This window comes from Roseivirga sp. BDSF3-8, from assembly GCF_041449215.1.
In the GTDB taxonomy this organism is placed as follows: domain Bacteria; phylum Bacteroidota; class Bacteroidia; order Cytophagales; family Cyclobacteriaceae; genus JBGNFV01.
Window position 1 is genome coordinate 147,270 of sequence record NZ_JBGNFV010000002.1, and the last position, 23,863, is coordinate 171,132.

13 protein-coding genes are annotated in these 23,863 nt (G+C 52.4%); 7 read left to right on the plus strand and 6 right to left on the minus strand.

The features are described from left to right. Positions 1 to 263: 263 nt before the first annotated feature. The 4 genes from AB9P05_RS24390 (at position 264) to AB9P05_RS24405 (ending at position 8,456) form a co-directional block, all read left to right on the plus strand. Positions 264 to 3,347 (plus strand): SusC/RagA family TonB-linked outer membrane protein, encoded by a 3,084-nt coding sequence (locus AB9P05_RS24390; protein ID WP_371911517.1) that lies wholly within the window; start codon positions 264 to 266, stop codon positions 3,345 to 3,347. A 22-nt stretch (positions 3,348 to 3,369) separates the two neighbouring features. After that, the gene (locus AB9P05_RS24395; RefSeq protein WP_371911518.1) at positions 3,370 to 5,139 is read left to right on the plus strand and encodes a RagB/SusD family nutrient uptake outer membrane protein; all 1,770 of its coding nucleotides are present in this window, start codon (positions 3,370 to 3,372) and stop codon (positions 5,137 to 5,139) included. Positions 5,140 to 5,162: 23 nt separating this feature from the next. Continuing rightward, a complete protein-coding gene (locus AB9P05_RS24400) occupies positions 5,163 to 6,293 on the plus strand; it encodes a carbohydrate binding domain-containing protein (RefSeq protein ID WP_371911519.1) in 1,131 nt (376 codons plus the stop codon). Positions 6,294 to 6,377: 84 nt separating this feature from the next. Further along, the gene (locus tag AB9P05_RS24405; RefSeq protein ID WP_371911520.1) at positions 6,378 to 8,456 is read left to right on the plus strand and encodes a family 43 glycosylhydrolase; all 2,079 of its coding nucleotides are present in this window, start codon (positions 6,378 to 6,380) and stop codon (positions 8,454 to 8,456) included. Between the two features lie 104 nt (positions 8,457 to 8,560). Here AB9P05_RS24405 and AB9P05_RS24410 read toward each other — a convergent pair whose 3' ends face one another. From AB9P05_RS24410 to AB9P05_RS24425, 4 genes are all read right to left on the minus strand, one after another. Beyond that, on the minus strand, positions 8,561 to 10,912 hold the full coding sequence (locus tag AB9P05_RS24410; protein WP_371911521.1) for a T9SS type A sorting domain-containing protein: 2,352 nt from the start codon (positions 10,910 to 10,912) through the stop codon (positions 8,561 to 8,563). 104 nt (positions 10,913 to 11,016) lie between these two features. Continuing rightward, positions 11,017 to 12,225, minus strand: a complete 1,209-nt coding sequence (locus AB9P05_RS24415) for a hypothetical protein (RefSeq protein WP_371911522.1) — start codon at positions 12,223 to 12,225, stop codon at positions 11,017 to 11,019. Between the two features lie 152 nt (positions 12,226 to 12,377). Then, positions 12,378 to 13,478 carry a helix-turn-helix domain-containing protein gene (locus tag AB9P05_RS24420; RefSeq protein ID WP_371911523.1) on the minus strand — a complete coding sequence of 367 codons (1,101 nt, stop codon included), beginning with the start codon at positions 13,476 to 13,478 and terminating at the stop codon, positions 12,378 to 12,380. Positions 13,479 to 13,489: 11 nt separating this feature from the next. Further along, complete coding sequence (locus AB9P05_RS24425; RefSeq protein ID WP_371911524.1) at positions 13,490 to 15,640, minus strand: trypsin-like peptidase domain-containing protein; 2,151 nt, start codon at positions 15,638 to 15,640, stop codon at positions 13,490 to 13,492. Between the two features lie 320 nt (positions 15,641 to 15,960). Here AB9P05_RS24425 and galB point away from each other — a divergent pair, with 320 nt between their 5' ends. The 3 genes from galB to AB9P05_RS24440 all read left to right on the plus strand — a co-directional run bounded on the left by galB (position 15,961) and on the right by AB9P05_RS24440 (position 21,733). After that, entirely contained in the window at positions 15,961 to 18,753 is a 2,793-nt protein-coding gene (galB, locus tag AB9P05_RS24430; protein WP_371911525.1) for a beta-galactosidase GalB, read from the plus strand. Between the two features lie 10 nt (positions 18,754 to 18,763). Then, positions 18,764 to 20,722, plus strand: coding sequence for a sialate O-acetylesterase (locus AB9P05_RS24435; protein ID WP_371911526.1), 1,959 nt, complete (start codon positions 18,764 to 18,766; stop codon positions 20,720 to 20,722). Positions 20,723 to 20,806: 84 nt separating this feature from the next. Further along, a complete protein-coding gene (locus AB9P05_RS24440; protein ID WP_371911527.1) occupies positions 20,807 to 21,733 on the plus strand; it encodes a hypothetical protein in 927 nt (308 codons plus the stop codon). A gap of 35 nt (positions 21,734 to 21,768) precedes the next feature. On the opposite strand, the gene AB9P05_RS24445 is transcribed toward AB9P05_RS24440, so the two are convergent. Together AB9P05_RS24445 and AB9P05_RS24450 are read right to left on the minus strand one after the other, a co-directional pair. Continuing rightward, entirely contained in the window at positions 21,769 to 22,308 is a 540-nt protein-coding gene (locus AB9P05_RS24445; protein ID WP_371911528.1) for a hypothetical protein, read from the minus strand. A gap of 248 nt (positions 22,309 to 22,556) precedes the next feature. Next, entirely contained in the window at positions 22,557 to 23,858 is a 1,302-nt protein-coding gene (locus AB9P05_RS24450) for a hypothetical protein (protein WP_371911529.1), read from the minus strand. Between the last annotated feature and the right edge of the window lie 5 nt (positions 23,859 to 23,863).

Genomic DNA, 23,863 nt, shown 5'->3' on the forward strand with positions numbered 1-23,863 from the left:
GCAACTTTATTGCTTTGATTGCATGATTTTACACAATTGATTGTGTAGAAACCTTGTCAGCTTTTAAATGTAGTTTAAATCTTTTAAAAAGCAATTTTTTGCGGATTTTACATTTATCATATAGGGCAATTTACGCTTTTTTAGAAATAAGTTTACGCAATCGATTGCAAATGAAAAACTTTTATTTATTTTTATGAATGAAAGCTCCGGTAAGTTCCGGGTGATCAAAGTTAGTGGCAACCTAAACCGTAAAAATTACAAATATGAGAGAACGTCTACTATGGTTCAATGGCGCCCGGAGAAGCCGGCACAGGGTAGTGGCCCTTGTGTTCCTGGTTTTCGGACTGTCCATAGGATCACTTCAAGCGCAGGACAGGATCACAGTATCCGGTCAGGTTACAGGTGGCGTAAGCGATGATGAAGCTTTGCCAGGCGTAACTGTTCTGCTGAAAGGCACCACTATCGGTGCCACCACCGACATAGAGGGCCGCTATACACTTTCTAATGTACCTGCCAGTGATACCCTTGTCTTTAGTTATGTAGGGTATGAATCCATAGAGGTGCCTGTCAATGGCAGACGGACCATCGACATTCAGTTGGCCGAAAGCCTTGAGATGCTTCAGGAAGTGGTAGTAGTTGGTTACGGATCCCAAAAACGCAGTGACGTCACCGGCTCACTCGTGTCTGTCGATGCTGAAAAAATAGCTGAAGTTCCTGCTGCAGAAGGGGTAGCCTCGGCTCTTAAAGGCCGCATAGCGGGTGTGCAGATCACCCAGACCTCAGCACGCCCCGGTGGCGACCCGCAGATCAGGATCAGGGGCAACCGCTCACTTAGTGGCGGAGCCAATGAGCCTTTTATTGTGGTGGATGGTATTCCCTACAGCGGAAGCCTGAATGATATCAACCCCAATGACATCGTATCCTTTAACGTGCTTAAAGATGCCTCTGCAACGGCCATTTACGGCTCAAGAGGGGCTAACGGGGTAATCCTTATTACCACCAAGAGAGGTCAGCCCGGACAAACATCATTCAGTTACAATGGCTATACCGGTTATACCACCACCCTGGGTGAATATGACCTTATGGATGGACAGGAGTTTGCCGCGCTGAAATTATATACCGAGTCAAACTTTACGCCTGCTGAACGTGAGTCTCTGCTGAACGGACGCAGTACTAACTGGCAGGACCTCCTGATAGATGATGGCCTTATCAATAACCATAACCTCAGCGTCAGTGGCGGTAGTGAGACCACCCGTTATGCAGTTTCTGCAGGGTATTTTAACCAAACCACCGTATTTCCCGGCCAGGGATTTGAGCGATATAATGCCAAGCTATCGCTGGATCAGGAAGTAAATGACTGGTTATCAATAGGCATTAGCTCGCTGAACTCTATCTCATACCGTGATGGGGAGAGCGCCAGCCCTATGTTCAATATCCTTACCCTGAGCCCTCTTTATAATCCATATAATGAGAACGGTGAGATAAATGAAACCCCTGCCGTAGGCAGCCTTGACCCTAATCTGGTAAACCCCCTTACGCTATACCGGGAAGATAACTGGATTGAGGAGCGCCGCAGAATTCGCACCTTTAATACCGGCTACCTGCAGATCAAACTTCCTGTAGAAGGCCTGAGCTATAAGCTGAATGCCGGCTTCGACTACAGCCAGGATGAGTACGGGGCATTTTACGGTGCAGTAACCCCTATGAGAAATATAGACAATGGCAATGCTGCTTATGTGCGTAACAGCGACCGCTGGAGCTATACTATCGAGAACCTGATCAACTACGAGCGCTCATTCGGTGACCACTCCCTTAACTTTACCGGTCTTTACAGTGTACAGGAAGAAGAGTATAACCAAAGTGGGGTCAATGCAGTAGGCCTCCTGGCGGACGATCTGTTGTATTATAACCTTTCACTTTCTGCGAATACAACCGTACCCCAGGATGTGTTTAACTACACCCGATGGGGCATCATGTCATTCATGGCGCGCGCCAACTATAACTATAAGGACCGCTACGTAGCTACCGTAACCGTACGTCGTGACGGCTCCTCCCGTCTGGCCGATGGTAATGAGTGGTTTACCTACCCTGCCTTTGCGGTAGGCTGGAATGTTCACAATGAGCCTTTCCTGCAGGGTAACCCCGTATTATCCGCTTTGAAGCTGAGAGCCGGTTATGGCCGTACCTCCAACCAGGCCATTGCCCCTTACCGCTCTATCGGTCAGCTTGACCAGATCCGCTATAACTTTGGCCCTGAAAACGGGGTGATAGGCTTTTACGTATCTAACCTCCCTAATACCGAGCTTACCTGGGAGTTTACAAACTCCATGAACGTGGGGGTGGACTTCGGCCTGTTTACCAACCGTATCACGGGTAGTGTGGACTACTTTAATAACCGCACAGATGGCGTACTGCAGGATGTAGACCTGCCCATTACCTCAGGTATCGTAGGTAGCTATACCCAAAACATCGGTGAGACCATGGGTGAAGGTATCGAAATTCAGATGTCCGGCGAGGCTATAGAGGCCACCAGCCGCGATGAGTTCGGCTTAGGATTTGACCTTAACTTTACCAGCTACCGTACCGAGATCCTTCAGCTTACCGAAGGCCGCGACCAGAACATAGACAATGGCTGGTTCGTAGGCGAGCCTATTAACGTACTCTTTGATTATGAGAAGATCGGTATCTGGCAACTGGATGAAGCTGACGAAGCTGCAGTTTACGGACAGGCTCCCGGTGACATCAGGGTGAAAGACCAGGATGGCGATGGCGACATTGACGGTGACGACCGCGTAATACTCGGTCAGCTCGATCCTAAATGGAGCTTCGGATTTACAGCAAGAGCCAGATACATGGGCTTTGACCTGGCAGTGGTTACCTTCGGTAGCTTTGGTAACGAGCTCGTAAGCACCCTCTACCAGATGAACTCCGCCTACCCTGTCAACAGTCTTGAAGGCAGACGTAACGGCCCTGATGTGGACTACTGGACAGAGGACAACCCTACCAATGAGTTTCCCCGCCCCGGCCGTAACACCGTACGTTTCGGTAGCACCACCGGCTATTTCTCCGGTGACTTCATGAAAATACGTAGCATCAACCTTGGATATACCCTTCCTCCGAGCTTCCTCGACAACCTCGGACTGAAATCGGCCCGTGTGTATGCAACGGTGAGCAATCCGTTCCAGGCATTTTTCTCTGACTACGTGGATTATGGCGGGCTCGACCCCGAGCCTACCGGCAGAGGTACCACTAACAGTGTCACGCCCGGCCTGGGCAACAACCTGGTGGTGTCACCGGATACACCTCCTGTCAGAACCTACCTGTTCGGTGTAAATGTGTCCTTCTAATCAGACTTTAGTGAAAATGAATATGAAGAGGTTTAAATATCTTTTAACGATCGCATTAATATCCATGTCTACCTATGGCTGCCAGGATATACTGGACGAGCAGCCAAGGTCTGACCTTACCCCTGATTACTTTAACACCGGTGCGGGTGTGGAGCGAGGAGTGAATGCCGCCTATGCTTATTTCCGTTACTGGTATGGTTCTATGGGTGGGATGGACATGACTGACTTCGGTACAGACGAATGGACCGAAGGAGACCAGGCGAATAACCCTGAGGTAAACACCTACCTGCTTACGCCCGCCAGTGGTGTTGTTTCAACAGCTTGGAACCGTGCTTATCCGGCCATCAATACCTGTAATGGAGTGATAGAGCTCGGACAGGATGTGGATGACCTGGGCGAGGCCGAACTGAACAGGCTTATCGGTGAGGCCAAATACCTTCGTGCACACTGGTACTTTATCCTCGTCCAGCAGTACGGGGGCGTGACCCTTGACCTGGGTGCCGGACCCCTGCGCTTTAACACCAACCCTACAGTGGCCGCGTCACGCGCTTCTGAAGAAGAGGTGTACGAAGCCATCATTCAGGACCTCAAGGATGCCGAGGAAGCATTACCGCCTTCTTCAAGCGGAGACGGACGCGTGTGGAAAGCTTCTGCTTTGCACCTGCTCGCCAAGGCTTACCTTACCCGTGCCTGGTTGCTGGATAATAATGCAGATTATGACAGTGCCCTCATGGCCGTACAGCGCCTGATCCCTGACCCTAATTCACCTACTGCGAATTATGGTGCCACCCTCCTAAGCGATTATGCTGATGTGCACAGAGAGGGTAATGAGTATAATAATGAGATACTCTTCTCTGCCAACCGTAACGGGGATCCTGATTACACCAATATTGAACCCTTTGTAGGGGGCGATGAGCAGTTTCTTCAAAACCGCGCCAACTTCTACTACAGGTGCTTCTACTTCCGTGATGTGGACGGCCTCATCCGTGATGTGACCAATGGCCGCCCATGGATTCGTATGAAACCAACCGATTTCCTGCTGAACAGTGTATTCGTTAACACAGACGTTGATTCACGCTACCATAAGTCCTTCCAGACCGTATGGTATGCCAACGATGAGGAGACACTGCCTGTATGGACCGAATCTGATGTAACAGCCGGTTATATTGACCCCTCCATGGTAGGCGAGTACAAATACGAGGTGGGTGATACAGCCCTTTACATGCCTACCTTTGAGCTGTCTGACCTTGAGCAGGGCAGAAGAGGCTATGTAGTGTACGACCCCAGCGAAGTAGCTGCACAGGACGACTACTATCCTTCGCTTAGCAAGCACAATGCGGTCGAAAGACCCCAGGACGGCACAGAAGATAACCCTAACGTGGGTTCTTACCGCCCTTACCTCGCCCACAGGCTTGGAGAGACCTACCTGATTGGTGCAGAGGCTGCCCTTATGTCCGGTAACCCTGGCCTCGCGGCCCAGTACATAAATACACTTCGTCGCCGTGCTGCCTATCCCGGTATGGAGAGCAATATGGAAATCACTGCCGGTGAGGTGGATATCGACTTCATCCTGGATGAGAGATCCAGAGAACTGGCGGGCGAAATGAAGCGCTGGTTTGACCTGAAGCGTACCGAAAAGCTGGTAGAGCGTGTACGCCTGTACAATTCCATAGCCGCACCTAACATCCAGCCTTTCCACAGGTATCGCCCCATTCCGCAGGATCAGATAGACCTTGCTATCGACCCTACCACACCGGATGGAAGGTATCCTCAGAACGAAGGGTATAATTAAGCACAATGAACCGTGAATCAATAATGAACTATTTAACACGACATATACTCAATATTTGCTTTCTGATGGGCCTTAGTGTATTTGCCTTCAGTTGCGATGATGAAGAGACCGATAAACTGACGGGACCGCCTCCCGGCAATAATACGGTAGACGTAAGCAGCCGGATCACTGGCTTTGAAAACAATGTGACCGGCGCCGGAGCCGAGAGTACAGTGCTCGGAAATAACCTCAGTGGAGTGGAGTTTGTCATGATAGACGGCCAGCTTTCCCCCGACGTGGAGGCTTCCGAAAGTGCTGTAACCTTTACCGTACCCATAGACCCCGCTCCTTCGCTGGGTATGGTGGATGTGGTATTGATATTCTCCGGACAGGAGAGAGCCTATGCCCAGATAGAGGTTGTGGCTAACCCTTCTGTTAGCCTCGTATACCCCATGTCAGGGTTTGCCGGTGATGAAATTACCCTGATAGGGACTAATCTTGATGCGGTAGAGGAAGCCGGTATAGGCGCTGCTGCCGGTACAATAGTGAGCCAGACCGGCAGTAGCCTAACCCTCAGTGTTCCCTCAGGAGCGCAGGATGGGGATAATTTTTACCTGATATCCAGCTCCGGTACCCGTACCGATACAGAGTTTTCCTTTATAAGCTGTGAAGCTAACGGTAGCCTTACCGCCTGCCAGCCCTCTGTGGTGCTGAGTGGCGGATTTGAGCAGGGGGATGCTTCCTCCCTTGAGAACTGGAACATTTACAATACAGGTAACCCTTCCGGCGATGCTACCGTCACAGTAGGTACCGGATCCGATGAGGTGCTCACCGGTAGCCGTTCCATGAAGGTAATAAACCCTACCGCATACCCCGGCCAGCAGTGGCGCGTACAGGTAGCCAGTAACCCGTTCCCTACTACAGAGGGTAAGACCTACTTTGTCAGCTACTGGGTAAAGGCTGAGTCTGATGGCGGTAGTATCAGACTTTCTACCCAGCCCAATGCATCCTATCAGGGTGACCAGAGCATTGGTACCCAGTGGCAGGAAGTGACCTGGAGCTTTACCGTTAATGATACTGACCCTGACCAGACCGAAACGGTGATCGTTTTCGATATGGGCCAGGAAGCCAATACGTATTACATCGATAATGTTCGAGTAGTAGAAGAGCAGTAATTAGTGCTTTTGTTGTTTCCGTTTGTGTAATATTCTTCATGTTAAAACCCGGCCTGAGTGCCGGGTTTTCTTTTACTACCTATCATGATAAGACCCGCCCTGCTACTTGTCCTTTTACTTTTTTCTCATGCCATCATTCATGCCAGGCAACCTGATGCCGGTCCCTGGACGGCCGATAACGGCAATGGTACCTTTACCAATCCCCTCTTTTACGAAGAGTTCTCTGACCCTGACCTCATCCGTGTAGGCGATGATTACTACATGACAGGCACCACCATGCACGCCATGCCCGGCCTCCCCGTGCTGCACTCCCGTGATCTGGTAAACTGGGAGCTACTCACCTACGCCAGTCCCGTACTCGACCTGGGGCCCGCCTACCGGCTGCAGGATGGTCAAAATAAATATGGACAGGGCATATGGGCCCCCTGTCTGCGCTATCATGAAGGAGTCTTCTATATCTTCACTAATGTAAACCGGTACGGTACCCTCGTCTTTACAGCCACAGATCCCGCAGGCCCCTGGAAGCGGCAAAAGATGAATGCCACCCTTCATGACCTCTCCGTCCTGTTTGATGATGACGGAAAAGTGTATGCCGTATGGGACTATAACGAACTGAAAATCGCCGAGCTTACCCCTGATCTGATGGACATAGTGCCCGGTACCCAGCAGGTAGTAGTGCCCGCCGGTAGTGGAGCAGGAGAGGGCTGTCATTTCTATAAAATTGACGGGCGCTACTACATCACCAATACCAATTATGATCCCGTCTGCTACCAGGTATGCCTGCGCGCAGACAATCCTTACGGGCCCTACGAAGTAAACGTGATGAGTGCCGAGGAAAACCTCGGCGTAGGTACCGGCTGGCGTCTCTGGGACACAGGCGGAGAACCACCTTACAATCTCACAGCCTATCCACCCAATCATGTCGGGTGCATCCCCATGCATCAGGGCGGCATAGTACAGACCCAGTCCGGAGAATGGTGGGGCTGGTCTATGCTGGACCATAACTCCGTGGGCCGGGTTACCGCCCTCTCACCCGTCACATGGAAAGACGGCTGGCCCCACTTTGGCCTGCCCGGAAACCTGAACCGCTCCCCCCGCACCTGGGTCAAGCCCGAAACAGGGTTTACCAGTGAGCCAAAAGCTCCCTTTGAGCATGACGACGATTTTGCCGGTCCGCAACTCGCCAATGCCTGGCAGTGGAACCATGTGCCCGACAGTTCCGGCTGGTCTTTGCAGGAAAGGGAAGGGTACCTCAGGCTACACCCCCGGGCAGCACCCTCCTTCTGGGAGGCACCAAATACCCTCACCCAACGCGGCCTTGGGCCTGAGGCCTATGCCCTGACCCTGCTGGATGCTTCTGGGCTGCGGGCCGGTGATGTGGCCGGCCTCGGCCTGCTTAATCTGCCCTATGCCTGGCTCGGCGTGAGGAAAGAAGAGAAGAAGCTCACACTCCGCTTTTTTGATCAGCAGAAACAGGAAACGCTGGATCAGCCGCTGAAGCAGAACAAAGTATGGCTGCGGGTACATACTGATTTTGATTCAGATACGGCACAGTTCAGCTACAGCCTGGACGGCAAACGGTATGAAGCTATAGGCGGTAAGATCGTGATGCCTTACCAGCTAAAGACATTTCAGGGTGTACGATATGCCCTGTTCGCCTATAATGAAACGCATACCGATGGAGGCCATGCAGATTTTGATAGGTTTAGTATGATCAGGCCGCGCCCTACCCGCCCTATCCCACTAGGAAAGGTGGTAAAGCTTACAAGCCTGGCAGATAGTACAGTACTGGTAAACTGGCGTAACCACCTGCGGCCGGTAGCGAAAGGATCGCCTTTTGCCGCCGGTGACGCTGCGCTCTTCAGAGTAATAGACAGGGGCAGAGGCCGTATTGCCCTGCAGTCCCTTGCTTCCGGTGGCTATGTAACCGTAAAAGGCCAGGCAGGCATGGCAGAGGTACGTATAGAAGAAGAGGACAGGGGAGAAGCCAGCACCTTCCAGTGGCAGGACATGCTGCGCGGAGACCTCATGCTCATGTCATTATACAGCCACCGCTACCTTTTTGCTGACCCCCATGCCGGAAGCCTTTGCTCCGCAGATGCCCCGGGCGCGCAGCCCGACAGAAAAGGAGGCGCCTGCTTCTATTATGAAGTAGTGGAATGAGGGGCCTTCACCTACTTTGCCTTTAAAGCTAGCTCATAACAAATAAGAAAGGGTGCCCTGATGAAGGCACCCTTTCTTATTCGTACATATGGTGCTAAGGCGCATCACCTCCTCAGTAACTTCCTCGTCATTACCTCCTCCCCCTGGCAGATACGGAGGATATACACACCTGACTCCAGCCCGCTAAGGCCTATCTCATTTTTACCCTGCGTTAGGCTGACCTCCCTTGCCAGTTTACCGTTGATATGATAAAGGGACAGGCTTGCCTCCCCGCCGGGAGAAGGTACGGTGGCCGTGAGCACATCACACGCAGGATTTGGGTAGATACTCACCTCCGCGCTTCGCTCATCTGTGGGTGAGCCGGGTAGCCGTGAGCCACTGCCACTGAACTCAATGTAGCCATTACAGTGCAGCATTTCGCTGTTCCCTCCCCCGCAGGATCCGTTCTGCCACACCCCCGTGTTTACCGGCTGGTTCTCGGCCTCGTACGTCGTGCCGTTGATAATGGCATAGTCTACCTGCACATCCCGGGTGCTGTTATCATTAGTAAACGCTATTCTCACCGTGCCCGAGCCGGGGGCGCTGTAGGTCTGATAGCTCGTGCCAAGCGTATAAGTCGCCGCTATTGTGCCATCTATCATGATGTTGATGATCTCACTGCCCGTCGTGCCCCGTGCCCTCACCGTCACACTGCCTCCGCCGGAGCAGTTAGTAGCTGCAGAGCCGCTTCCGGAGGGGGCAACCCCGGTATTGCTTATTACCAGCTTGTCCAGCAGCCCACCGTCTTCCCGGTAGGCGATGCTCAGCGTATGGCTACCCGCACTAAGGTTATAAGAAACAGCCTGCCCGCCATTATTAGAATCATGCACATCGTCCCACTGCCACGAGGTAGAGGCAGGTATGCTGTTCCAGTTTACCCAGCTTCCGCCATCCATTCGCACCCAAAAGGAGTCATCATTGGGGCCCGGCGTTATCGTCCTTCCCCAGACCTTATAGCTGCCACCTTCCCTGACACTGAAGGTGTAGCTGAGCTGTCCGCTGGCAGCAGGGGCACCGGCCGTGCTGTTATTACCGGACCGTACCGTAACATAGCTGTTATTAGAAGCCGCACTACTGCTCACTTCATTAAATAATGAACCCACCGTGCCGCATTCCGCCTCCAGCCATACCTGCTCATTTCCTCCCGGATTAGAGGGTGTCGAGCCCCCCCACCAATCATACCAGCCCGCGTGGTCTACATTCGCAAAGGGGTGCTTCGTTACATTAGTAGTTACAGAAGTGTTGCCCAGCAGGAATTTATCCACAAAAGCCTCCACCTCAGGGTACTGACTGGCCGGTAGCTGGCAGTGTCCGTGGCCCCCCACGATAGAGAAGCCAAAGCGGTCTCCCACACCAAACGCCTTCCATACCTCATGGGCAGCCCGGGCCGATACATACCCCGACTCTTCTGCAAGCCACTCATAATCAGGATTACCCAGCACCAGCAGCGCGCGCGGAGCTACCATTGCCATAAGCTCATGGTGGTCGTGCGGTAGCTTGGATACGTTGCTGCCGGCGAACTGGAACATACTTTCCATAAACCACGAACGATTCGTAGCCCCCAGGGTCTCCACCTCTCCCAGTGTTTCCGACACGCGCCAGGCGGCAGCTCCGCCACCTCCCGGCTCCTGCGCTATAGTAAGGGCGATACGTTCATCAAAAGCGCCGGCGAAGAGGGCCATTTTTCCCGCAAATGAGCAGCCCGTCACCCCGATATGGTCCAGGTCTATCGGAAGCTGAGCCTGCACCAGTTCCAGTCCGTCTATGATGCGGCTAACGCCCCACGACCAGGCACTGTAAGAGCCCATGTACTCCAGTTCAGGGTGAAGCTGATTGATAGGCTCGCTGCCCCGCTCCTGTGTGTGGGCCGTTACCTGGCCGTAGTTAAACGTAATGCGGGCAATATTACGGCTGCTGAAAATGGCCGATGGCAGGCTGCCCGAACTTCCCCCCATACCAATCACCGCCGGAAAGGGCCCGCTCCCTGAGGGGAGCACCACCTGCGAGGTGAGTGTGAGTGTATGGCCGTTTTCCGTAACATTTACCGCCAGAGTGCCACCTGAGTAGCTGGCAGTGATGTTTTGCGGCCGGTCTGGCTTGGGGCCTATCTCGTAGTTTTCGATCTCGGCCTTTATCTCAGCCCGGCGGCACCTCCAGTCGCTGAAGCTGGTAGAGCGGCCACTGCCGTCCGACCAGGCAAAAGGATCAGGTAACAGCGGGACGCTCGGCAGAGCACTGAAAGAGGGCAAGACGGGCGACGGACAGGTGGCACCGGTGTTTTCCTGATTATAGACCAGCGGTACCCCCTGTCCAAAAGCAACGGTGCTTGCCAGAATACATAAAACGCTGAGAAAGGCTAGGCCGAATGAATGACAGGCAGGAAGCCTGTTTGCCAGAGGTGGTCGATTTACATGCATACCAAGTATTTTTTTGGCGATAGAGATAAGGGGGTAAAAGATTCCCTCCCGCCCCCGGTACAGAGAGCGGGAGGGAGCCGGATGTATTCATACTACCCCGGCCTTTAGTAGGAAACCAAAGTGGTAACGCTGGAAGGAGGAAGGTTTATGCCGAAGTTGCTACCCGAAACGGAGAAGCTGTCATTCTGCAGGTTAGAAGAGCTGGTAGTACGGTAGCGACTGAAGCCCGACACAGAGGTACCATTGACAGAGAAGGGCTGGTACGTGGTGGATGAGTTCATATTCACCGCCACAATCACCAGTTGAGAGCCATTCCTGTACGCAGTCGTATACACCCCGGATGTAGGGTTAGCCGTACAGGACACCTTATTAAAGCCAGGGCGTATCCACTTCGCAAACTGGGCCACCACGTAGCCGCGTTTCGTCACGTTGCTGCTCTCATCCAGCAGGCCGTAGCTTCTCCTGATATACCAGTGAGTCCACATGCTGTAACCGGCCACCATACAGTCATGAATCTCCTTCGCCGTATTAAGCGCACCGCCCCAGTTGTTGGCATTATTCGTGTCCGTAATATGCTCAGTCATCCACACCTCCTTGCCCCAGTTATAGTAATAAGGAGAGGCACCGTATATATGCCCCGCTATGTAGCTCGTCTTAGAGTTAGCAGTAGCATTGCTCAGGTACTGGCTTATGTACGACTGACTCATGTTAAAAGGCTCCGGTGCCATGATCGGCGCACCGCAATTCTGTCCCTGTGCCGCCACGAAGTTAGCCACCTCGTACGGAGTCATTTCCATTGACTCATAATTCACCACGATGTTCGGCTCATTGATCGGGCTTATGGCTGCCACTCCGCCCACTGTGCTTACAAAATTCCGCAGGTGATTGGCATACGCAGCATAGGAGGAGGGGTTCAGCGTACCACCGATCGTGTTATTATTAGACTTCATATACGCCGGAGCCGTCCATGCTGAGGCAATCACCGTCGCTCCGTAAGACTTGGCCCGGTCTATAGTCGTCCGTTCGGCCGCAAAATCTGAGCTGTTAGGTGACACACGCACGCGCAGTACACTAAGCCCTATACCATTATTTCTGTCAAAGGCTTTTTGCGTTTCATAAGCAGTCAGGTCCGGTATCCATCCCCGGATACTGGCCCCGCCAAAGCCACGGATATTCTGCTGGTAACTTCCTGCATTGATGGTAGCCGTACCTTTAGGTATAATTTCCTTTTCCGGTTGGATCTGGTCCTCTTCAGAACATCCAAAGAGCATGCCCGCTACCAGGGCCATGAGCATCAAAAATTTAAGTTTCATAGAGATAAACTTGGGTTAAACATATCTCAACATACCAGTTAGAATGCCGTTTAACCGCCACAAATGATACTTTTGATGCGACAAATGATGCAAGACGGTAAAAAATCCTTCCTGTCAGAAAGTCCTTTTTACCCCAGCGAAAAATAGCCCCTTTACAGCCCCTTTTTCTCACGGGCAGGCCGGTACTGGGAGGGGGTAAGGCCGAATTGTCTCTTAAAGCAGCGCGTGAAATATCCGGGTGAATCAAAGCCCACCTTAAAGGCGACTTCGGATATATTATTATCCCCCGTCTCCATATACTTCAGCGCCCTCTTCATTCGCACCGTGCGGATATATTCGGTAGCCGTCTGCCCGGTAATCGCCTTTATCTTTCTGTATAGATTGCTGCGGTTCATATGAAAGTGAGCGGCAAGCCTCTCCACGCTAATGTCTCCGTCAGACATATTACGATAGATGAAGTCCAGCGTTTCGCTCAGAAATTGCTCATCTGCGTTGTTTCTGCTTAGCTTTTCAGGCAGGATGCATGCCTCCGGTGCTGATTTAGTAAGTGATATTCGCCCTCGGGGCTGCTTTTTTTCCCTAGGTCCTTGTGTACCGGTTAGCTTCGCCCCCTCAGGCGTGTGGCCAGCGGAAAGTATTTCTTCCTCCGCCCTGTCTGTGACCTCAGTCTGCACAGCAAGATCCTTCCTCGGCTTTATGGTATATAAATTGGCAAAACCATATATCATACCGGGTATCAGTATTATATATAAAATGTAGGCCTTAGGGCTCTTCCAAAAGGTAGGAGGGATAGTGATCTCTACCGTGTCAGATACCCCGCTATACATAGATTGGCCTTCTATTTTCACTTCAAATACATAAGTGCCGGGAGGTAGGCTTGTATAAGAAGCAAACTGTTGTACCCCTACTTGATTCCAGTCCTCCTCAAGGCCCTGCAGCCTGTAGGCATACCCCGGCGTGGAGTGGGCAGGTTCGCATGAGTTAAATTCTATGACAAAGGAAACATAGTCAGGAGGCAAGCTCACCCCCTGCCCGTTTATTATATTCTTTTTTATCACACCATCATTTGCCCCCCTGTCCACCGGGCCGGTGAATACCTTCAGCCCCGTAATGTATACACCGGCATTCTTATCATCTACAGAGGGCAAGGGGCCTTCATAGGGATAGGCAGTGGTGCTGACAATACACAAGAGTACAGTGCCAATAGCTTTGAGTAATATATAGACATGCTGATATGAAAGAGGAAAATACATTATTGGGTTAATTAATTAGGTAGTACAAGTAGCCTCGTGGTATACACATGTGAATAGGTTATAAGCGTTAAGTAATAGCTTCCCGGCGGCAATGAAAAGTGCAACTCCTGCCCAGCCGGATCATATGAAAGCGCTACGGGTACAGTCCGGCCTTTACTATCCGTGCAGCGTGCCTCATACACGACCTCACCCGCTGGCGTATTTATAGAGACATAGTCCCTGGCAGGGTTAGGATATATATAATGGCCCTCTCCTTCAGGCCCGGCTATGTTTCCATAACAGTGTACCTGGCCTATTCTCAGAGATAAAGGAGCCAGATCGGGGTATAGCTCATCGGCTTTATGCCAGGTCCCATCATACACATACATAGAGCCTGCACGGGAGGGGTTTCCCCTGGGGCTGTGGTAGACCGCAAAGCGGCTGGCCCCATCATCATAATCGATCTCATAACCCGTAAAGAAAGTACCCTGCACAGTCACCAGCGAATCAAAAGCGATATAGTGTAGGCTGTGTGCGCGTAGCTCATCAGAGAAAATAAGCTTTGAGTAGACCTCTTTTTCAGGGTAGGAGGTGCCTTCCCATACCGTCACTTTTATAGGGAACAGAGGCTTATCTGCAGGTACTTCAGCAATATGAAAGTAGCACCCGGGAAGGCGGTTGGAAGTGACAGACCTGAACTTTTCTGCAAAGCGGGTGTGGTGAGCCGGGTTATGTCCGGAAATTGATCCCCAGGCAAACCCCTCCCGGCTGAGTGCCGGCGGTGCTGCCCTCTCCAGGTTCCATACCGTATCACAGTATGAGGCGCTGAATCCATAGGGATCATACCCATCAGTGGTGGTGGCCCCGGTCTGTAGCGGGTCCAGCCAGTGCCTGAGCTGCCCGGCAGGGTCAGGCGTTTGCTCCCAGGCCTGCGAGAGCTTACTGAAGTAGTCATCTGCCGGATCGCTGCAGTCCGCACCGCCACCTGCCAGCACCCCCGTGAGGCGGTGGTGTTCATTAAACAGTGGTGCCCCCGAGGAGCCGGGCTGTGTGGTACCTGCCTCCCAGTGAGCCACCCGCCACGCAGCAGAGGACGTATTGCCGATGGTAAAGACCACACTTTGTAAAGGGTGGTATTCCATCGCAATCTGCTTGTCTGCTCCCCAGGGATGGTGAATGGTAGCAGCACGGCGCGGCCTGTTGCCTGAAACATCCCAGCCCGCATAGTAAGGCATGTAGGAAGCCGGCGGCACCTCGTGCAGCCTCAGCAGCGAGAAGTCCTGCGCCTGGTCAGTGGCTACAAGCGAGCTGCCGCTAAGGGTATAGGAGGTAACGGCCGACCCCTTATCGCAGGCGGGGTATTCATCGTTGAAGTAAAAGACAGCTTCTGCCGCCTTTGTCCTGTTAAACATCGTGTGGTTAGCCGTAATTACGTAGGGCTCAGACGTGCCTCCCGTGTTCGCAATAAGAGTGCCCGTACTCATCTGACCGTCCGAAACAATCCTCACAACCGCCCTTTTCTCCGTCTGCCAGTTCCTGCCCTGCGCACAGTTAATCCCTTCGTAGCAAGTACCTGTACGGGTATCCGTTTGGCCGCCATACCCCTCCTGGCCGGGTTCTCTGAAGCCCCTGTATACCTTTGATATGATTAGAGAGCCATAAGTATCATGGCCCGGCGGGATATTCAATTCCACAATCAGCCGGTCCCCCCCAATCACCGGCGTAGAAAGCGTTCCCCACTTATTAGTATCTTTAGCGTCGTAACCCATCATATCATGGTACCCCGGTGCATAGAGATACAGGCGTACGCCTTCAGTCAGGTGAAACGAAGAGAGGGTAAGGTAAAGTGACCGGGCCTGAGGGGCATGAAGACCTATTCGCCACACCTTGCCATAAGCTCCCTGCTGCCATTCCCCCGCATCCTCAGGCTGCAAATTCGTCAGGTACCTGTCCGCAAATCGATAGCTACCCCTGCCCGTCGTTGCCTGGTCCTGTAGTACGGGCACATAGGTAGATAGCCGCGGCAGGCCATACGTGGCCGAGTAAGGCAAAGCAGCCGGTAAGGGCTGGGCATATACATGGACCTGCAGCAGCACGAAACACCCTACGCCCCATGCGACCCGAAGGATAGAGGCCGGGCGGAACAGATATATCAATAAATATGTCGGAAACAGTCCTGACATAGCTGGTTTCGGGTTATGCACCATAAGTTGCGATCAGCATTTACTGATCAATAATTCACACAATCGATTGCTTTTAAAAAAGACAAATTTGTCTGGGAAAACGGGTTCAACCCGCCATCCACACAACCACCCAGAGTACTGCCTTTATATGGTTAGAGCTTCTAATGACTAAACTAATGAGCTTTGTCCGGCGCCCCTCCAACATCATTTGTATGCAATACATCGTCTGGCCGACCAGGCAACGGTACGCTAAAAGCAATCAATCTATGGAAATATACACAATCGATTGCATAAATAGAATTACTTAGGTAGTTTGAGTTATGAAAACAGCCGTAAACCCGCCTCACCGGCAATTATTTGGTTTAAAAAAAGTACAAACACCGTTTTTATTACTGCTTATCACGCTCCTTTGGGGATGTGAATCCGTCACTACAGTACAAACCCTGGAAAAAGACCAGTCTGAGAGGCAACGGCTATCACTAAACTCAGATTGGCAGTTTAAAAAATACGGCCCTCAGGAGACGCCGGATACCCTCATCTATGATGTGAGACCACAGGTGGCTGACGCGCAGGATGATAAGCCGGCCGACTCCAAACCGACCGAGGCGGTGGAAGTGATCGCTGAACAGCAGGTGCTGAAGCCCTGGATCATGCCTGCGGGCAACGCCTTCATATCCGATCCTGCTACACGGTATGAGCGGCCTGCTGGTGAGCCTGGCAGCGACTTTCCCTTTGTGCAATATGATTATGATGATTCGGCCTGGGAGACAGTGGATCTGCCGCACGACTGGGCTATCAAAGGCCCATTTCTGCAAGGGCCTGACGCGGCCGTGGGGGGAGGCATGGGACGCCTCCCAAGCCCTGGCGTAGCCTGGTACCGCCGCCAACTTCATATTCCTGCCTCTGACGAAGGCAAATCCATATTCCTGGACATAGAGGGAGCCATGTCATACGCCATGGTATGGCTGAATGGTCACCTCGTGGGAGGCTGGCCCTACGGGTATTCTTCATTTCGCCTGGACCTGACGCCCTATCTAAGCTACGGCGGTGAGAACCAACTGGCCATCCGCCTGGATAACCCACCCAACAGCTCGCGCTGGTATCCCGGCGGAGGCCTGTACCGTGATGTGTGGCTGGTAAAAACCAACCCCGTGCATGTAGACCAGTGGGGCACCCGGATAACCACCCCGCAGGTATCTGAGACTTCCGCCACCATCAATCTGGCCCTAACCCTGGCCAATGATACTGATGCAGAGGCAACCGTGGAAGCGCTTACGCGCGTCTATGAAGTAGATGAAAAGGGCAGGCCCGGGCCCGAAGCCGCCACCTTTGATAAGCCAAACATCAGGATAAAGGCAGGTGCCAGGAACCGTACTGAGTACAGCCTCAAGCTATCTGATCCACGCCTGTGGGGACCCCCTCCCACACAAAAGCCCCATCTGTACACCGCTGTAACGGAGGTGCGCCAGGAGGGTCGGCTCATCGATACGTATGAAACTACCTTTGGCATTCGTTCCATCACCTTTGACGGGGAAAAGGGGCTAATGGTAAATGGAGAGCCTGTGTACCTTAAAGGTGTAAACATGCACCATGACCTCGGCGCCCTCGGGGCGGCGTTCAACGGGCGGGCGGCGCAGCGCCAACTGGACATGCTGAAAGAACTCGGGGTAAATGCCATACGCATGGCCCATAACCCCCCGGCACCTGCTCTGCTGGATATGACAGACCGCATGGGCTTTCTGGTAGTGGATGAGATGTTTGACTCCTGGGAACGTAAAAAGACCCCGCTGGACTTTCACCTGATCTTTCCCGACTGGCACGAGCAGGACCTGCGGGCACTCGTGCGGCGCGACCGTAACCACCCTTCCGTCATCATGTGGAGTACCGGCAACGAAGTAGGGGAACAATACACCGGAGAGGAGGGCGCCGCCCTGGCCATGCGGTTGCGGAATATGGTGAACGAAGAAGACCCCACCCGCCCCACCACAGCCTCTATGAACTACGCCAAGCCGGATATGCCTATGCCGGAAGCCATGGAAGTCATCAACCTTAACTACCAGGGGGAGGGCATACGCAATGCACCCGCCTATGCACACCTTAAAGGCATCAATACGTCGCCTCTTTATCCCGCCTTTCATGAAAAATACCCTGATAAGGTCATCATCAGCAGTGAAAATGCAGCCGCCCTCAGCAGCCGCGGCACCTACCTCTTTCCCGTGGCAGAAGGCATAAGCTCGCCTGTCAGCGACGGCGTCGGGGGCGATCCCCAATCGGCCCATGTCAGTGCCTATGAGCTATACACAGCAGACTTTGGCTCCAGTGCGGACAAGGTCTTCCGCTCAATAGACCAGCACCCCTATGTGGCTGGCGGCTTTGTGTGGAGCGGATGGGACTACCTGGGGGAGCCAACCCCATACTATAGTTCGCGCAGCTCCTACTTTGGCATCATAGACCTTGCTGGCTTTAAGAAAGACCGCTTTTACCTCTACCAGTCCCGCTGGCGGCCGGACCTGCCCATCGCACACATACTGCCTCACTGGAACTGGCCGGACAGGGTGGGGGAGGTGACCCCGGTCCATGTATTTACCTCCGGCGATGAGGCTGAGCTTTTCCTGAACGGTAAGTCGCTCGGCAGGAAAAAGAAAGGAGCCTATGAATATCGCCTGCGCTGGGACCATGTCACATATGAACCCGGTGAGCTAAACGTTGTCGTATATAAGGACGGGAAGGAATGGGCAGAAGATGTAGTGAAGACCACCGGCGCCCCTCACATGCTTATTGCCAGTGCCGACCGGAATGAGATTGTGAACGACGGCAAAGACCTGGCCTTTATCACCGTAAAAGTGGCAGACAAAAAAGGGCTGACAGTGCCCGATGCCAATGACCCCGTGAGTGTTACGGTGGAAGGCCCGGGTGAGCTGGTCGCCACCGATAATGGAGATCCGACCAATATGACCCCATTTCCTTCTGCCACCCGTGAGGCCTTCAATGGCTATATTCTGGCGATAGTTCGTTATAATCAAGGCGCCAAAGGTACCCTGACGGTTACGGCCAGTGCACCTGGCCTGCAAGAGGCGACCATTACTGTAAACCCGACAAATACCAACCCATAACCTGATCTGTATGTTGACCAAATTTATAAGCACCGGCCTGCGATTGGTACTGTTGCTGATTTGTTTCACTACCGCCCCGGCTTATGCCGAAGTAAGCCTGCCCCGTCTTATCAGCGATGGCATGGTCCTGCAGCGCGATACAGAGCTGACCATATGGGGCTATGCGCATAAAGGAGAGCGGGTCACGGTCTCTTTCAGAGGCAGTAACTATACGGCCCTGACAGACAAGGATGGCCGCTGGTCCGTAAAAATGAAACCCCAGAAGCCCGGTGGCCCTTACGCCATGCAGATAAGGGGTAAAAACCGGATTGAGCTAACCAATATACTGGTAGGAGATGTGTGGCTTTGCTCCGGCCAGTCAAATATGGAGCATTACCTCGGGCGCCACAGCATTCGCTATGCAGATGAGATCGCAGCCGCCAATAACACCCGCATCAGGCAGATCAAAATTCCGAATAACCCGGTGTTCATTCAACCCGCCTATGATGTGCCGGAGGGCGTCTGGCTGCCCGCCACGGCCGACCATATCCTCGATTTTTCAGTAGTGGCCTACTTCTTTGCAAAACATCTTCAGGAGCAATATGACGTGCCGATTGGCATCATCAACTCCAGCGTGGGAGGCTCGCCGATAGAGGCTTGGATCAGCGAGGAAGGGCTAAAGGAGTTTCCGGATTTTATAGCTACCCTCAATGAGAACAAAGACACCGCGTATGTATACGGCACCAACCGCCGGGCAGACAGTATAAACCGGGAGCGGGCCAAAACCCTGCCTGAAGACCAGGGCCTTGCCGGGGATAAAAAATGGTATGAACCTGCCTATACCCCCAAAAACTGGAGCCGGATAAATGTGCCGGGCTACTGGGAAGACCAGGGTGTACGTGACCTGAACGGCGTAGTGTGGTACCGTCGTGAGATAGAGATACCCGCTGATATGGCAGAGAAACCAGCCCTGATCGAGATGGGCCGTATAGTAGATGCGGATGGGATGTACGTAAACGGCGAAAAGATAGGGAGCACCGGATACCAGTACCCGCAAAGGCGCTATCATGTGCCCAGCGGCCTGCTGAAAGCCGGAAAGAACACGCTCGCCATTCGCGTCGTGAATAACTGGGGTAAGGGCGGTTTTGTGCCCGATAAACCCTACTACCTGGCTACAGCAGGAGACACCCTCGACCTCAAAGGGTACTGGCACTATAAAGTGGGCGCGGCCTACCCCGTACCCCCACCGCCTCCCAAAAGCATTGCCATGCGTAACCAGCCAGGCAGCTTCTATAACGGTATGATTGCCCCGCTCACGAATTTTGCCATAAAGGGCGCCGTGTGGTACCAGGGAGAAAGCAACGCAGGCCGGCCAGAGCAGTACGGGGAACTGCTGCCCGCGCTCATCAATGACTGGCGCAGGCAATGGGAGATGCCTGACATGCCCTTTCTCTACGCTCAGCTACCCAACTTTATGGAAGTGAACTACCTGCCCGCAGAAAGTAGCTGGGCGCGGCTGCGCGAGTCGCAGCTCAGGGCCCTGGCATTGCCTCATACCGGCATGGCCGTGACCATAGACCTCGGCGAGTGGAATGACATCCATCCCGGCAATAAAAAACCGGTAGGCGACCGCCTGGCACTGGCGGCCCGCCACGTGGCCTATGGGGAAGATGATATTACCTACTCCGGCCCGCTTTTCCGCTCAGCGGAAGTACAAGGGAATAAGGTAGTGCTTAGCTTCGACCATGCCGTCAGCGGCCTGGTGTCCCGGGACGGAGAGCCCCTTCGCTGGTTTGCCATAGCCGGGGAGGATAAAAAGTTTGAATGGGCCCGGGCCGAAATCCGGGGCGACAAGGTGGTAGTATGGAGTGATGGTATTGATGAGCCTCAGTACCTGCGCTATGCCTGGTCTGATAACCCCGACAAGGTCAACTTCTACAATAGCGAGGGGCTGCCAGCCTCCCCCTTTAGAACGGGTAAGATAGAGTAGGCAGCAGACCAAACTTCCATCACCACCACCAGCTCTGTGGCTTTTTGCTAGTTTAGCGGTGCGTTTAAATCAACAGCCCTGTGAATGCCCAAACGAGAAACAGCCGGTAGTAACGTCATAAAGAGCCGGTATAATCTGCTCTTTATTGGCTTTATACTCATTGTAGCGATACTTTTTATTGGGTTGGGGACACTGTTAATTACCATTAGCTTTGGTGAGAAAGGTATCACCATAGCCGCGCTTCCCGCCTTGCTGTGTTTAGTAATGGGGCTGTATGTTTTTGCCATGTATCACAATAACCTCCTCAGTGTCCGGATGGATAATGAGGGGATATATGCAGGCAGACTCATTCCCCGGACCTTTGTGCCCTGGCAGAATGTGGCGGATATAGCGCTTTTTCATGATACCCTTCGAACCGACGCCCTCAACGGTCCTGCCTGCAGGGTTACACTTAAAGATAACAAGCACCTGATATTGTACAAAAAGTACTACCGCAATTACCCCGTACTATTGCAGGCCCTGCATGCAGTCATTGAGCTAAGGAAAAGAAAAAAGCCGGTGGATCTTTTGTATAGAGATAAGCCTGCTCCGAAGCCTGTAAAGCATGCAGATATGACTGATGCCGAGCGGTTCGGGGCTAGCTTCCTCAGCAGCGGCCCCGGGGTGTGGGTTCTGGTAAATCTGGTCGCCTGGGATCCGGCTATACTTATTTTTAGCACAGTCTTTTGCCTCTGTCTATCCCTTTTATTTCTGTTCGATACCCAATACGTTTACCTAAGCAGGGAGTACCTGGCAGTAAGCAGCTACATTAACCCCTTTTACAAGCGGGTATACAGGCTTCAGGACATCAGAGGGGTAATAAACGAGCAGCCTCGTATTAGGGCGAAGGGAATTCGTATAGTCCTGAGTGATTTCCGCATGCCTCTGCACTGTTCTTCAGTAATGAAGGACGAAGCCTGGCAGGAGTTGACCAGTCGTTTCAGGCAATACAAAGTAAAGGTATTCAGGTAAGGGGGTATTGGGGCTATAGCACCTGTCCGGGGTGCTCAGAGGCTTTTCAGGAGTACAATTTCTTTAATCTTTTTATTCCGCCACTCCTCTTCCGGGGCAGATTCACTTTTAACAGGTCTCTTTATTCGTATATCTCTATAGCTTAATTCTACACTAATCGAATCATCCATAAGGTTATTAAATACCACCTGGGGAGAGCCTTGCAAATATGATTCGATCGCTACAGGAGACGATAATATCCTGACCCTGGTTTTGCCAGGGGTGATGTTATATAATTTGATGGTTCCTGGTTTCAAAAAGTACAGATTTATCGCTCCCACCTTATCTCTACCGGCAAGTAACACCCTGATTTTCGCTTTCCTGACTTTTATGTAAAATAATCTGTAGTGAAAAGTCCTTTCAGCACCGCTTGAATAGGTGAAATAGCGAAAGGTATTTAATGGCTCTTTGTAAGAATAGGCTAGTAGAATAGAATCAGCCACTTCCAGGCTTGTATTACCTAAGGTAATACCCAGAAAGGTGTCCGGTGTAATTATATCGGGTGTACTGCCAAATGCCGGGGTGAAACAGGGCATTAAGTTTATTAAAAGCAATAAATAAAACAGCCTCATAGATAGTCCGGATGATTACGTTTTTTAACAATATAGGAATATGTACAGGAGAAAGGGCCTTAAATGAGAAAGTGGCGATCAAGGATGTCATTAGTTTATACCGAACAGTATAAACCATAGTAGATTGAAAGGGCCTGTTTTAATTAGGCACGGCATAAAAAAAAGAGACGCCCGTATAAGCGTCTCTCAGGTGTTTACGAAGTGAAAAAGTTTTATTCCAGTACGAAGGTGACTACGCTGCGCGGCAGAATGTCCACCATGATCAGCCCTTCCTCCACCTCCGGACTGGCCTCTACCCGGTCAGACGTAAGGGTTGTGGTATAAGACGTGGCGCTGGTAAGCCCGCTGGGCAAGCTGATACCCACATCCGATACCGTAGAGGCACCGGGGTTAATGGCCACAATGATCACTTTGCCGTCGCCTTCGTAGGCAGTCATGCGCAGGCTGCTGGAGTTGCCCTGCAGGCCAATGCGGGTATAGCCTGGCCTGATAAAGTAAGAGTAGTGAGAGAAAGCATAGCCACGCTTCAGGATGAGGCCCCGGGTGGTGCCCTGCTCGCCATCGCCTATGAAAGAGTAATACCGCTTCAGGTACCACCAGATGTACGCATTCCAGTTATAGCCCATGGACTCATGTATGCTGTTAAGCATAGTAAGGGTTTCTTCCCATTTCGTCGACTCGTCAGCGCCCCGCCAGTCACCTACATTCAGGTTAAGCAGGTACTCCGTCATCCATATGGCCTTACCCTTTTGCTCAGCAATCGGGAAGGGCCCCAGTCCGCCGCCATACAGGTGGCCGGCAGCAATGTCCATGTTTTGTGCTGACTCATTATTACTCAGAATGGCATTGGTAAAGTCATCACTGAAATTCAGTGACTCAGGTGCTGCCACCAGTACCCGGTCATCTATCTGGTCGCCATAGTCTGCCAGGAAAGTCACCATCTGGTCCGCCGTCCAGTCACATGACTCATACGTTGCTTCCCAGTCCGGCTCATTCTGTATAGAAATAGCATACAGGTCCACCCCGTTAGTCTCCATGAAGTCAACAAAAGCATTGAGGTGGTCTACATACTCCCCATAGTTAGATTCCAGCAGGTAGCCACGTACGGGGTCATTATTGTTTTTAAGGGCCGGGGGAGGGGACCAGGGCGAAGCAATGATCTTCACATTATACTTCAGTGCCTCCTGTGCCGGAGCTATCAGCGCCTGCCAGTCACTTTGGTTATAGGGTATCTTTATTCGGAAGATACTCAGCCCCAGGTCTCCGCTGCCCGTGCCAAAAGCCTTTTGGGCATCTGAGGCCGTAGGGTTGAGGGAGTTGTTAAAAATGCCATTGGCTCCGCCGAAGCCATCAATGGTCTGGTAAGTCGTAGCAGGGTCCGGTGTTACCGTAAAGGCCGGTTCCTCCACCACCTCTTCCGGTGGTTCGGGCGACTCATCATCTCCGCCACAGGCCATAAAGCCCATGGCTGTCAGGCCCAGTAGAAAATATTTAATGGATTGTATGTGTTTCATAGATC